Source organism: Pseudofrankia asymbiotica (genome assembly GCF_001983105.1).
Classification (GTDB): Bacteria; Actinomycetota; Actinomycetes; order Frankiales; family Frankiaceae; genus Pseudofrankia; species Pseudofrankia asymbiotica.
Map to the genome: position 1 here is coordinate 268,114 of NZ_MOMC01000014.1, position 13,067 is coordinate 281,180.

A 13,067-nucleotide genomic window follows, 5' to 3' on the forward strand; every position below is an offset into this window, starting at 1 on the left:
CGTGGTCGCGGCCTATCCGCGACCGGGGACGACCCCGCCGGCGGGCGGCCTGGACCGGAGCATGCAGGTCAGCCGGCAGGTGCAGACCGGCCGGCCCCCGTCATCCGTGATCCTGATCTCGAACGTCGCCACCGAGCGGCCGGCGTGCAGACGGGTCGCGACCGCTGTGACCCAGCCGGAGGTGACCGCCCGGTGGTGGGAGGCGTTGATCTCCAGGCCGACGGCCGCGTTCTCGGGGCCGGCGGTGAGCATCGCCGCCATCGAGCCGACCGTCTCCGCCAACACCACCGACGCGCCGCCGTGCAGCAGCCCGTACGGCTGCCGGTTGCCCTCCACCGGCATCCGGCCGACCACCCGCTCCGGCGTGGCCTCCAGCAGCTCGACGCCCATGCGCTCGTTCAGCTCGCCGCGGTTCAGGTTGAGGGCGGCGACCAGCTCGGCCTCGTCGGCTGGCAGCCCGCCCCGAATGGCACCGTCCGCGCCCGTCTCGACAGTCACCAGCCGACAATATGGTGCCCGCCGGGCACCTGCGGGACCACGGGGCGCCGGGCGGACGGCCGGCGCGGTCGGTGGATTGTCATACCGGCGGCCTAGACTTCGCCGGGTGCCCGGTTCGACGACGCAGCCCGAGACAACGCAGCCCGACCTGGGTAGCCCGCCCGACGTCCCCGCGGACGCCGCCCAGGAGGCGCCCCAGGACGCCCCCGCGAAGGCGCCGGCCAGACGTGCCTCGAGGTCGGCCGGCGGCGGGTCGCCGGCCAAGGCGCCCGCCAGGGCGACCGGGAGGTCCGCGGCCCCGGCGGCCGCGCGCGCCGCGCCGGCTCCCGGAACGGGGCGGCTGCTGCTGCTGGACGGGAACTCGCTGGCCTACCGGGCGTTCTTCGCGCTGCCGGTGGAGAACTTCTCCACCACGACCGGGCAGCCGACGAACGCCGTCTACGGCTTCACGTCCATGCTGATCAACGCGCTGCGCGACGAGAAGCCGACGCACGTCGCCGTCGCCTGGGACCTGCCGGCGCCGACCTTCCGGCACGCCCAGTACGCCGAGTACAAGGCCGGCAGGTCCGAGACCCCGTCGGACTTCGTCGGCCAGATCAGCCTGATCCACCAGGTCTGCGACGCGCTCGCCGTGCCGAGCATGTCCGCCGCCAGCTACGAGGCGGACGACATCATCGCGACGCTGGCCACCCAGGGCGAGGCGGCCGGCATGGATGTCCTCATCGTCACCGGCGACCGCGACGCGCTCCAGCTCGTCACCGACCGGATCACCGTGCTGATGACCCGCAAGGGCATCAGCGACATGATCCGGTACACCCCGGCGGAGGTCGAGGCCAAGTACGGCCTCACCCCGACGCAGTACCCGGACTTCGCCGCGCTGCGCGGCGACCCGTCGGACAACCTGCCCTCGATCCCCGGCGTCGGCGAGAAGACCGCCACCAAGTGGATCCAGCAGTTCGGCGGCCTGGCTGACCTGGTCGACCGGGCCGACGAGGTCACTGGGAAGGCCGGCGCCGCCCTGCGCGAGAACCTGGCCAACGTGATCCGCAACCGGGCGCTCACCGAGCTCGCCCGCGACGTGCCACTGGAGCGCGGGCCCGTGGACCTGCGGCTGGTCCCGTGGGACCGGGAGGCGGTACACACCCTGTTCGACACCCTGCAGTTCCGGGTGCTGCGAGAGCGGCTCTACCAGGCGCTCGCGATCGTGGAGCCGGCGGCGGGCGAGGGCGGGTTCGCGGTCGAGTACACGATCCTCGGCCCGGGTGACGTCACCGAGTGGCTCGCCGAGCACACGGCCGGCGGCGCCCGCACGGGCCTGCACCTGCGCGGCACCTGGGGCCGCGGCACCGGGACGGTCGCCGGGATCGCGCTGGCCGCCGCCGACGGCACCGCCGCCTGGATCGACCCGTCCCAGCTCGTCCCCGCCGACGAGAACGCGCTGGCCGCCTGGCTCGCCGACGAGACGCGGCCCAAGGCGGTACACGACGCCAAGGGCCCGATGCTCGCGCTCGCCGAGCTGGGTCTCACCCTGGACGGCGTCACCAGCGACACCGCGCTCGCCGCCTATCTCGCCCTGCCGGGCCAGCGCTCGTTCGACCTCGCCGACCTGGTGCTGCGCTACCTGCACCGGGAGCTGAAGGCCGAGGAAGGCCCGTCGGACGGCCAGCTGACCCTCGAGGTCGAGGTCGAGGGCATCGCCGAGGCGGACGAGGCCGAGGTGGACGCCGTGCGCGCCCGCGCGGTCGCCGAGCTCGCCGACGCGCTCGACGGCGATCTGGAGCGCCGCTCGGCCGCGCGCCTGCTGCGTGACATCGAGCTGCCGCTGCTGACCGTTCTCGCCGGGATGGAACGCGCCGGCATCGCCGCCGACGCCGACTACCTCACCGACCTGCAGTCCCAGTACGGCGCCGAGGTCACCAAGGTCGTCGAGGCCGCCCACCAGATCGTCGGCCGGCCGTTCAACCTCGGCTCGCCCAAGCAGCTGCAGCAGATCCTGTTCGACGAGCTGAACCTGCCGAAGACCAAGAAGATCAAGACGGGCTACACCACGGACGCGGACGCGCTCACGTGGCTGGCCGTCCAGACCGACCACCCGCTGATCCCGACGCTGCTGCGCCACCGCGACGTGGCCCGGCTCAAGACCGTCGTCGAGTCGCTGCTCCCGATGATCGACGACGCCGGCCGCATCCACACCACGTTCAACCAGATGATCGCCGCGACCGGCCGGCTGTCATCGACCGACCCGAACCTGCAGAACATCCCGATCCGCACCGCCGAGGGTCGCCAGATCCRCCGCGCGTTCGTCGTCGGCTCAGGCTACGAGACGCTGCTGACCGCGGACTACTCGCAGATCGAGATGCGGATCATGGCGCATCTGTCCGGCGACGCGGGGCTGATCGAGGCGTTCTCCTCCGGCGAGGACCTGCACACGTTCGTCGCCGCGCAGGCGTTCAACCTCCCGGTCGCCGACGTCGACCCGGAGCTGCGCCGGCGGATCAAGGCGATGTCCTACGGCCTTGCCTACGGCCTGTCGGCCTATGGCCTGGCTTCCCAGCTCGGCATCGCGGCGGACGAGGCCCGCGAGCAGATGGAGGCGTACTTCGCCCGCTTCGGCGGGGTGCGTGACTTCCTGCGCGGTGTGGTCGACCGCGCCCGCACGGACGGCTACACCGAGACGATCCTCGGCCGCCGCCGGTACCTGCCCGACCTGACCAGCGACAACTCCCAGCGCCGGCAGATGGCCGAGCGGATGGCCCTCAACGCGCCGATCCAGGGCTCCGCCGCCGACATCATCAAGATCGCCATGCTGGGGGTGGAGCGCGGCCTGCGCGAGCGCGGCCTGCGCTCCCGCCTGCTCCTGCAGGTCCACGACGAGCTCGTCCTCGAGATCGCCCCCGGCGAGCGCGAGGACGTCGAGGCACTCGTCCGCTCCGAGATGAGCGGCGCGTACACCATGTCCGTCCCGCTCGACGTCTCCGTCGGCGCGGGCCACACCTGGGACGACGCGGGACACTAGTGCGGCGATCCGGGGGCGAGCTTTGGCGCCGTCCGGGCCTTCCCCAAGCCAGGACGTTTTCTACTCGCCCGCCCCCGGTCCCCACACTGCGGGTGAGACGCTAGGAGCGTTCGGTAACGACGTCAACGTGGCCCGCGCACGGCGGCCGGCTGTTGTGCGTTCCCGGACGCGGGCACGCCGTATCCGCCAACTCATCTCCCTGTTTGGCACGCTCGGCGCGCCTCCCCCACTGATTGGCCGGTCGAAAACGTCGAGAACCCGGCACCCGCCGATGCCGGCTGCCAGCTGCCGGCTGCCAGCTGCCGGCTGCCAGCTGCCGGCTGCCGGCTGTCAGCGGCCGGCGGCGCCCGGCGCCCGGTAGGCGCCGAGGCCGGCGAGGCTCGCGCCGACCTCGGCGGGCGTGCCGGCCGCGACCACGGCGCCGGCCTCAAGGACGACGACCGCGTCCGCGACCGCCAGGGCAAGGCGCGGGTCGTGCTCGGCGAGCAGGACGCTCACACCGCGGGCCTGGAGCTGGCCGACCAGCCCGGCGAACCAGGCCCGGTCGACGGCGGTGACGCCGGCGGCCGGCTCGTCCAGCAGCAGCAGCGACGGGCGGGTGCCCAGCGCCCTGGCGATCTCGAGCCGCCGCCGGGCGCCGTGCGGCAGGCAGGCCGCCCGGTCGCCCGCCCGGTCGGCGAGCCCGACGAACTCCAGCAGGTCCCACGCGGCGGACCTGGCCGCGCGGATCTCCCGGCGCTCGCGCGACCTCGGGAGCAGCGCCCGCCAGGTGCCGCCGCCGGCCTTCGCCTCGATGCCGACCCGGACGTTGTCCAGGGCGGTGAGCTGGTCGAACAGCCTGGTCTCCTGGAACGTGCGCGCTATGCCGAGACGGGCCACGGCTGGCGCCGAGCGCCCGACCAGCTCGACCGGCCCGCGCGCCTCGGCACCGGCGCCCTCCGCCCCGCGCACCCTGCGGGTCGGCCAGAAGTGGGCGCTGCCGCGGCTCGGACGCCGGATTCCGGTCAGGCAGTCGAGCAGCGACGTCTTGCCCGCGCCGTTCGGGCCGACGATGGCCAGCACCGTGCCCCGCTGCTGCCGCAGGGAGACGTCCGCGAGGCTGGTCAGGCCGCCGAGGCGCAGCGTCAGCCCCGCGAGGTCCAGGATCGGCCGTGGCGGCGGCGCCGAGTTCGGCGCGGGCACGGTCGGCGCGTCCGGCTTCCAACCGACGCGCGGGCCCGGGCGCGCGGGCACCACCGCCGGGGGCCGGCGGCGCGGCTCGGGGAAGGTCATGGCCCTCCGTCGCGGGGGCCGACGCGCTGGAGGCCCGCGGGCAGCAGGCGCCGCGGGCGAAGAGCCGTCATGATCATGACCAGCGCGCCGAAGTAGAGGAACCGGTCCGCGGCTGGCACGTGGTCACGCAGGAGGAAGGCCAGGCCCTGCAGCACGACGGCGCCAAGGACGGCGCCGAGGCGCGAGCCGGCCCCGCCCACCACGACGATCGCGAGCACGAGCATCGAGGCCTGCGGGCTGAACGTCTGCGGGTTGAAGAACTGCTTGGCCGCGAGCACCGCGCCGACGAGGCCGGCGACCGCCGCGCCGGTCGTGAAGGCCAGCAGCCTCATCCCGGCGGCGCGGACACCGAGGGCCCCCGCGGCCACCTCGTCCTGGCGCTGCGCGGCACAGGCCCGCGCGGCCCGCGTCCGGTCCCAGCCCGCGAGCGCCGCCATGACCAGCACGACCAGGCCGAGCAGCAGGTAGTAGTACGGCAGCGGGTCCAGCCCGAAGCCGTAGTGGAGACCACCGATCCGCACCGACGGCGGCGGTACCCCGAACACGCCGCCGGCGCCCCCGGTGATCCCGTCCGCGTTGTTCGCGACCAGTTGGACGACCCCGCCGAAGGCGAGCGTGACCATCGACAGGAGGTCGGCGTGCCGGCGCAGGAGCGGCGCGCCCAGCGCGAGGCCGGCGAGCGCCGCCGCGGCCATCGCCGCCGGCATCGCGACCAGCGGCGAGACGGTGACCGGCGCGTGCCAGGGCATCGCCCCCGGGGCGCACAGGTACGCCGCGGTGTAGGCGCCGATCGCGCAGAAGGCGACATGGCCGAGATCGAGCAGTCCGGCGCGCCCGACGACGATGCTCAGTCCCAGCGCGAGCAGCGCGTACAGCCCGATGTCGTTGACCATCGCCTGCCGGACCGTGGTCGAGACGACCAACGGCGCGCCCGCCGCGGCCCCCAGCGCCAGCGCGTATCCCGCGCACCGTGCCCAGGGGCGCCGGTACCAGCGCCGCCGGCCGGATGTTCCCGCCTCCACCGCCGGCGCGCCCACGGCGAGCCCGGCGGCGAGTCGGCCGGAGGCGGACGTGGGAGCGGGCGGCTCGGTGGGTACCCGCGGCGCCGGCCAGATCACCCATTTCGACCGGACCGCCCAGGTCCGGTCCGAGGGTGGCACGAGGTGGGCGCTGTCCTCGCGCTGGTCCGGTCGCTTCGGCCCGACACGGGCCGAGGTCGCCGGCCGGGGCTGTGCCTCCGCCACCATCCGGTCGCGCCGCGAGACCGCCTCGTCCAGCGACGGGCGCCGCCGGCCGGATGATCCTGACCGGTCCCGGGCGTCCTGCGTCCATTCGGCGGCGACGCCCGTCAGGTACGCGGCCGGGCGGCCGAGCAGGCCGCGCAGCCGCGGCCAGCCGGTCAGTCCCGCCCAGGCCAGCAGTGCGGCGGCGAGGAAGAGGACGCCGCGCTCGCCCGCGAGCGACCCGCTGGCCCCGGCGAGCGGCCGGTCCGCGTTCCCGGACGGCCCGGTCACCAGCGCCGCGAGCGCCGCGAGCACCAGGCACCCGCCCAGCCTGCGCCCCCACCGGCCCGGCCCGGCCTCGTCTCCGAAGCCCTCGACACCCTCGCCGTCTCCGACGTTCCCGGCCTCCGCGGCAGCCAGGGCATCCGCCGTGCCCGTCGTCGTCGCGGCGCCCGCCCAGCCGTCCGGCGGCCGGTCCTCGGCGCGCAGCTGGGCCACCCGCTCGGCGACCGACGGCATTCCCGCCGGTGGGCCCACCGGCGGGCCCACCGGCTCGTCCGGACCGCCGCTCATGCCGGGCGTCCGAGGCGGGCGCCGAGCAGGCCTGACGGGCGCAGGAGGAGGACGGCGATCAGCACGGCGAAGGCGATGACGTCCCGATAGTCCGCGTCGAGCAGGTAGTAGCCGCCGAAGCTCTCGACCAGGCCGAGCAGCAGCCCGCCCGCCAGCGCCCCGCGCACGTTGCCGAGACCACCGAGGACGGCGGCCGTGAACGCCTTGATCCCGGGAACGAAGCCCATGGTGTAGGACGCCTGGAAGGTCATCGCGTAAAGGAAGCCGCCGGCGCCGGCGAGCACCCCGCCGAGCACGAACGTCGCGACGATCACCCGTTCCAGGCTGACTCCCAGCAGGACCGCGCACTCGGCGTCCTGCGTCACCGCCCGGATCGACCGGCCGAGCCTGGACCAGGCGACCAGCCGGTCGGCGGCGAGCAGCAGGCCGAGCGCGGTGGTGACGACCGCCAGCGCCTCCGCGGAGACGGGTGCGCCGGCGACGCGCAGCACGGTCCGGTCGGTGAACAGGTTCGGCACGGGAACGTCGCGCCGGCCGAACTCCTTGCCAGCGAGGCTCACGGCGAACATCGACGCGCCGACGGCGCTGACCAGGTACGCGAGCCGCGGCGCGCGCCGGCGGCGCAGCGGCCGGTAGGCGGCCCGCTCCAGGCCGAGCGCCGCCACCGCGCCGCCGAGGCCGCCGGCGGCGGTCCCGGCCGCCACCAGCCCGACGCAGGCCAGGACACCGGGGCCCGCACCGCCCGCCCCGGCGGGCAGCGCGGCCCGCGCCGCGTAGAGGCCGCCGAACGCGCCAAGCATGAACACCTCGCCGTGCGCGAGGTTGACCAGCCGCAGCACGCCGTAGACGAGGGTGTAGCCGAGCGCGATCAGTGCGTAGACCGCACCGGCCATGAGCCCGTCGATGGCCAGCCGCGCGACCTGCCCCCCGCTACCCACGCGCGGATCGCGCTCCCCATTTCGCCGTGCGCACCCGGCGGTCCCAGCTACCGGCAAGATCGGTCAGGCGGGCGCCGTCCCCGGCGGCGGTCGAGCCGGCGGGCGGCGCGACGGGCTCTGGCACGGGCCCAGACGCGTCCACGGCCGCGGACCCAGCGGCTGGCACCCCCGTCGACACGGGGGCGCCAGCGGCGTCGCCGGCCAGCGTGACCAGCGCGGTGTCGTCGGCAGGGGTCACGGCTTCAGCAGCGCGCTCGTCGGGCCGAGGACGACCCGCTTGCCGTCCCGGACCTCGTACACGTACACCGTCGAGCCCAGGACCTCGCCGTGGCTGTCGAACTTGATCTGCTTGGTGACGCCCGGCATGTCGATGGCGCGGAATCCGCTGACGACGGAGGTGCGGGTGGCGTCCGCGCCCTCCCTGGCGAGCACCGAGATGATCGCCTCGGTGGCGTCGTAGGCCTCGCCGGAGTAGGTGCCGGGTTTTGTGCCGCTGTTCACCCGCTTGAACTCGGCGACGAAGGACGCCGCCTTCGGGTCGGAGTTCGCGTCGCCGCAGGCGCAGGTGAGCAGCGTGCCCTCGGCCGTGTCGGCGCCGGCCTGCTCGATGAGCTGGTCGTCGTTGGAGCCGTCGCCCGCGAGGATCCTGCCCTCGTAGCCCCTGCCGCGCAGCGCCTTCACCAGCAGCGCGAATTCGGCGTAGTACCCCGAGTAGTAGACGGCGTCCGGATCGGCCGCGATGATCTTCGTCGTCTCGGAGGTGTAGTCCTTGGTCGGGTTGACGCCGTCGTGGGTGACGGTGACGTTGTCGGCCTTCAGCGCCTTCTCGAGCGCGGTGGAGAGGCCTGCGCCGTAGTCACTACGGTCATCGAGCGAGAACACCCGCTTGGCCTTGAGCGCCTTGGCGATGTAGTCCGCGGCGGCGGCACCCTGGATGGTGTCCGGCGCGATCACCCGGAAGAAGCTGCCGAACCCGAGGCTGGTGAGCTGGGGGTTGGTCGCGGACGGGCTCACCGACAGCAGGCCGGCCTGGCTGTACAGCGGCTCGCTGGACTTCGTCGCCCCGGAGAAGATCGGGCCGACGACGGCGATGACCCGTGAGTTGTCGACGAGCTTCTGCGCGGCGGTCGGGCCCTGCTCGGGGGAACCCTGGTCGTCGGAGGCGACGATGCGCAGCGTGAACGGTAGCTTGCCGCTCCGGTTGGCCGCGTCGACGGCCGTCAGCATGCCGTTGTAGGCGTTGATGCCCAGCTGCTGGTTCTCGCCGGACAGCGGGCCCTGAAAACCGATCGCGAACTCCTTCTTCGCCCCGGCCTTGTCACCGCCCCCGCCGCACCCGGCCGCCGCCACCGCCACCGCGGCCACCGCCGCGGCGGCTTCCAGCAGCCGAAGCCGCCGACCCAGACCACCCATGGTCCGCCCCTTCGCCCAGCCATGCCGACCGCGCCCACCCACGCGGGCCCGACTATCGCCGGACGGCCGGCAAACTAACGGTCGATCAGGCCAAACCAAAAGCTAAATGTAAGCGTGTCGTCACTTCTTGTAGTCTCGCTGGGCCAACGCCGTGTCCGGCGGACAGAAGATCACTGTTCGGGTACGCGGCGGCGACCACGAGGGTCTCGGTGGCCGGCGCAAGCGCCGCGACTGGCACGGCCGCCGCGACTGGCACGGCCGGCAACCGGCACAGCCGGCGACCGGCGAAGATCCAGGCGCGGCGGACTACTTGGCCGGAATGACCGTGGGGACGAAGCGGCCGTTGACGATCGCGTAGATCACGGCGGACGGGTCGCGGCGGTCGCCGAAGATGTCGAACGCGACCTGGCCGGTGACGCCGGCGAACGAGCCTCGGGCGATCTGGGCGGTGATCGCCGCCCTGGTCGCGTCGTCGACCGCCACCCGGCCGGGGAGCACGACGGCGGCGGCGCGCAGCAGGGCGCGAGCGGAGTCGTAGGCGTAGGCGGCCAGCGCGGGGATCATGTCAGCCTCCTGCCCGGTCACCGCCGACGGCTCGTCGCCGCGGCCCGAGCCATTGTCGCCCGGGACCACCGCTCCCGGCGCACTCGATCCGGACCCACCGGGCGTGTTCGTGCCCTGCCCATCCCGAATCGGGCCGCCCGGCGGGGCCGCCGGACCAGTCGCGCCGTCCGTCGGCGTCGGCGTCGGCGAGCCGGTCTTCTTGTCGGGGATGGCGGGCTGCTCCGGGCCGCCGGCGACCGGTCCCCAGCGCTTCAGGTACTCGGTGGCGAAGGCGCCGGCGGGCAGGCGGGACAGCGGCACGGCGAGGTCGGTCGCCAGGTCGCCCTCGGCCGCCCCGCCGGCGGAATCGAGGTAGCGGGCGCTGAGCATGGCGTCGGTTCCGAGAATCCGGACCGAGATCGCCTCGTCGGCCATCCGCTGGCGCAGCGCGCTGGCGAACAGGTAACCGGTGGAGGTGTACACGAGGTCCGGGTTGAACTCCTGGATGCCCTCGGCGACCTCCTGGACCTCTTTCCCGTCGGCGTCGGCGCCCTTCACCTGGTAGGTGGTCAGCACCTCGGCGCCGGCCGCGAGGGCGTAGCTGGCGAAGCGCCCGGCGAGCGTGTCCCCGTAGCTGGGGCCGCCGTCGACGACGATGATCTTTGTTAGGTGCAGGACTCGCACGGCGTAGTCGGCGCCCGCCCTGGCCTGCACCGCGTCGCTGCCGCTGAGCCGGAAGTACCGGTCGTAGGGGCGCTTGCGGGCGTAGGGCGGCTCGTCCTGCGCGGTGAGCGCGGGATCGCCATTGGACGGCGAGATGACCGGTACGCCGGCGGCGTCCAGCACCGGCACCGCGATCCGGGCGACGTTGGAGCTGAGCGGCCCGACGACCCCCACCAACGCCGAGTCCTTGGCGAACGCCTCAGCGGCGGCGGCGCCCCCGTCGGGCCGGGAAAGGTCGTTCTCGGCGACCAGCTCGACCTTCCAGCCGGGAATCGCCTCGGACTTGTTGAACTCGTCGACGGCGAGCGTCACCGCGTCGCGCACCGACCCGCCGATGTTGCCGAGGTCGCCGGACAGCGGCGCCATCACCCCGATCCGCATCACCTGCGGCCCGCGCGAGCCGCCCGCCCCACCGCCCGCCCGCCCGTCGCGCAGCGTGAGCAGGCCGAGCGTCAGACCCGTCGGAAGCGCGACCAACAGAGCAAGCAGCCCCGCCAGCAGCGCCTGCCCGCGCCGCGTCCGCCGCCGCCCCACCCAGGCCGCCGCCGTCCCAGCCGAGTGCCGCGTCCGCCGCCCCGCCGCCGCGAGCCACACCTTGGCGGCCTGCCAGCCCGGTACCAGGGGCCCGTCCGGATCGACCCCGCCACCGACCACCGGGTCGGTGGCGACTATCTCGCTCCCCCGCGGGCTCCCGGCGAGCCACCGCCCCACCCGACGCAGCGGCGACCCTGCCGAGCCCGTACGCGCGGCGCTCTGGCCATCGCCGCCGCGGTCGCCGTCGTCCGCGTCGTCGGGCCTGTCTTCGCGGGTCACTGGCCGGGAAGGGCCTCCCCGGAAAGGACCGCCTCGGCGACCRCGCGCATCGTGCGGCGCTGGTTCATCGAGGTCCGCTGGATCCAGCGGAACGCGTCCGGCTCGGTCATCTTGTGCTCGGTCTGCAGAACGCCCTTGGCCCGCTCGATGATCTTCCGGGCCTCCAGCCGGCCCTGCAGGTCCTCGACCTCGGCCTCCAGGCTCACGATCTCCGTGAACCGGCTCATGGCCATCTCGATCGTCGGCAGCAGGTCCTTCTTCTGGAACGGCTTCACGACGTACGCCATCGCGCCAGCCTCCCGCGCCCGCTCGACCAGCTCCCGCTGGCTGAACGCGGTGAGGATGACAACCGGGGCGATCCGCTCCTTGGCGATCTTCGCTCCGGCCTCGATGCCGTCCATCTTCGGCATCTTCACATCGAGGATGCACAGGTCCGGCCGCAGCTTGCCGGCCAGGGCGACGGCCATCTCGCCATCACCGGCCTCGCCGACGACCTCGTAGCCCTCCTCCTGCAGCATCTCGCGCAGGTCGAGACGGATCAGCGCCTCGTCCTCGGCGATCAGCACCCGGCGCGGCGTCGAGGATGGCTGGCTGCTCATCGAGACGTTCTCCTGAGGTCGGCGTCGATGGGGATCGGTCGGCGTCGTCACCATTCTGCCGGCACCGGGCGCACGTGGATGCACCCAGCGTCCGGTTGGCGGCAGCTCACCGTCATGGTTTGGCGGCGACGCCCCGGGGACCGGATAGGTCCCACCGGGCGCCAGCCACCGCCTGGCACGCGGCGACGTCACGCTCCACCCGACATGGCGACGGCGGAGCCGGGAGCACATCCACCGCGGCGGGTGCCTGACACCGACACCGCGGCCCGATCCCGGGATACCGCCCGAGCCCCGACGGGCGGGGCGAGAGGTCGAAACGCACCCTACCCGGCTAGAGTCATCAGGGGGAGCACCTCCTGAGCCACAGCAACGCGCGACCGCCACGCGGCATTCACCTCGGAGACCTCCCAGGGACCTCCCCCAGCCAGGCCCGGTACTCCAACGGCAGAGAGACGGTGCTCAAACCACCGACAGTGTGGGTTCGAATCCCACCCGGGCTACCGTCGACGCTGCTCGTTGCCCTTTGGGCAACTTCGCCGCGGTAGCGATATCGCCCCGGGGGGGCGACCCCCGGACCCCCGGTGTCGCGCTTCGCGCGACCTTCCCTCCAGGGCAGGCGCTCGGTCCAACCCTTCCGGGCCGACGCTGCTCGTTGCCCTTTGGGCAACTTCGCCGCGGTAGCGATATCGCCCCGGGGGGCGACCCCCAGACCCCCGGTGTCGCGCTTCGCGCGACCTTCCCTCCGGGGCAGGCACCCGGTCCACCCTTCCGGGCCGACGCTCGGTCCAACGCGGCAGGCCATCCGCGGCCGATCGGCGGGGCTTCGCGACCGCCTCGCCGAAGTAGCGATGTTGCCTGTAGGAAACGCCGTCCAGGCCGCGGGCACCGCGCTTCGCGCGGCCTGGCATTCGGCTGCTAGTGCGCTGACCGCGAACGTGTGCCGGGGTGGGTCAGGCGGCGTGTGGTCGTGGTCGTCCCCATCGTTGTTGGCGTTCGGAGCGGACGCGGGCGCGTTCGCGGCGTTGGGCGGCCAGGACGGAGGGGTCGCGGGCGTGGGTGTTGCGCCAGCGTAGGTATGCCTGYAGGTGGCGGGCCAGCGCGGGGTGGTTGGGGTGGTTGGAGTTGTTCATGACGAAGGACCGGACCGGGCCGAACTGGGCCTCGATCGGGTTGGCCCAGGAGGCGTAGGTCGGGGTCAGGCACAGGTGCACGTCGTTGCGCGCCGCCCAGCGCAGGATCTTCGGGGTGGTGTTGACCGACAGGTTGTCGCAGATGACGTAGACCGGGGCGTTGTCGGGGCGGGCCGCTCGGATCGACTGGAAGGCGGCCAGGGTGTTCTCGGCGCTTTTGTGGGTGCGGACCACGCCCCAGAGCTGGTCGTCGCCGATCGAGTAGCAGCCGTGGAGGTAACGGATCCCGTGGGTGCGCCGGTAGGTCGCCGGCAGCCGGTCGGGAT

9 protein-coding genes and 1 tRNA gene are annotated in these 13,067 nt (G+C 73.8%); 2 read left to right on the plus strand and 8 right to left on the minus strand.

The window, feature by feature from the left end; genetic code table 11:
- Positions 1-12 precede the first annotated feature (12 nt).
- The gene (locus tag BL253_RS07885) at positions 13-498 is read right to left on the minus strand and encodes a PaaI family thioesterase (protein WP_076814914.1); all 486 of its coding nucleotides are present in this window, start codon (positions 496-498) and stop codon (positions 13-15) included.
- A gap of 343 nt (positions 499-841) precedes the next feature.
- On the opposite strand from BL253_RS07885, the gene polA reads away from it, so the two are divergent.
- A complete protein-coding gene (gene polA, locus BL253_RS07890) occupies positions 842-3,514 on the plus strand; it encodes a DNA polymerase I (RefSeq protein WP_076815023.1) in 2,673 nt (890 codons plus the stop codon).
- A gap of 330 nt (positions 3,515-3,844) precedes the next feature.
- On the opposite strand, the gene BL253_RS07895 is transcribed toward polA, so the two are convergent.
- From BL253_RS07895 to BL253_RS07925, 6 genes are all read right to left on the minus strand, one after another.
- Positions 3,845-4,786, minus strand: coding sequence for an ABC transporter ATP-binding protein (locus tag BL253_RS07895; RefSeq protein WP_081438086.1), 942 nt, complete (start codon positions 4,784-4,786; stop codon positions 3,845-3,847).
- The gene (locus tag BL253_RS07900; protein ID WP_241834606.1) at positions 4,783-6,582 is read right to left on the minus strand and encodes a branched-chain amino acid ABC transporter permease; all 1,800 of its coding nucleotides are present in this window, start codon (positions 6,580-6,582) and stop codon (positions 4,783-4,785) included. The genes BL253_RS07895 and BL253_RS07900 overlap by 4 nt, the downstream gene beginning before the upstream one ends.
- Positions 6,579-7,520, minus strand: coding sequence for a branched-chain amino acid ABC transporter permease (locus BL253_RS07905; RefSeq protein ID WP_076814918.1), 942 nt, complete (start codon positions 7,518-7,520; stop codon positions 6,579-6,581). Before BL253_RS07905 ends, BL253_RS07900 begins: the two co-directional genes overlap by 4 nt.
- A 234-nt stretch (positions 7,521-7,754) precedes the next feature.
- On the minus strand, positions 7,755-8,933 hold the full coding sequence (locus tag BL253_RS07915) for a branched-chain amino acid ABC transporter substrate-binding protein (RefSeq protein ID WP_076814923.1): 1,179 nt from the start codon (positions 8,931-8,933) through the stop codon (positions 7,755-7,757).
- Positions 8,934-9,239: 306 nt separating this feature from the next.
- Positions 9,240-11,012 carry a branched-chain amino acid ABC transporter substrate-binding protein gene (locus BL253_RS07920; protein WP_241834607.1) on the minus strand — a complete coding sequence of 591 codons (1,773 nt, stop codon included), beginning with the start codon at positions 11,010-11,012 and terminating at the stop codon, positions 9,240-9,242.
- The gene (locus BL253_RS07925; RefSeq protein ID WP_081438087.1) at positions 11,009-11,611 is read right to left on the minus strand and encodes an ANTAR domain-containing response regulator; all 603 of its coding nucleotides are present in this window, start codon (positions 11,609-11,611) and stop codon (positions 11,009-11,011) included. Before BL253_RS07925 ends, BL253_RS07920 begins: the two co-directional genes overlap by 4 nt.
- A gap of 427 nt (positions 11,612-12,038) precedes the next feature.
- Here BL253_RS07925 and BL253_RS07930 point away from each other — a divergent pair.
- Positions 12,039-12,111, plus strand: a tRNA-Leu gene (locus BL253_RS07930).
- Between the two features lie 450 nt (positions 12,112-12,561).
- On the opposite strand, the gene BL253_RS07935 is transcribed toward BL253_RS07930, so the two are convergent.
- On the minus strand, positions 12,562-13,067 hold a 506-nt coding region (locus BL253_RS07935; RefSeq protein WP_198946202.1), incomplete at its 5' end, for a transposase.

Excerpts from the sequence above, each read along its gene's own strand:
- BL253_RS07895 (WP_081438086.1), bottom strand. The coding sequence starts at position 4,786 with ATGACCTTCCCCGAGCCGCGCCGCCGGCCCCCGGCGGTGGTGCCCGCG.
- BL253_RS07915 (WP_076814923.1), bottom strand. The coding sequence starts at position 8,933 with ATGGGTGGTCTGGGTCGGCGGCTTCGGCTGCTGGAAGCCGCCGCGGCG.
- BL253_RS07900 (WP_241834606.1), bottom strand. The coding sequence starts at position 6,582 with ATGAGCGGCGGTCCGGACGAGCCGGTGGGCCCGCCGGTGGGCCCACCG.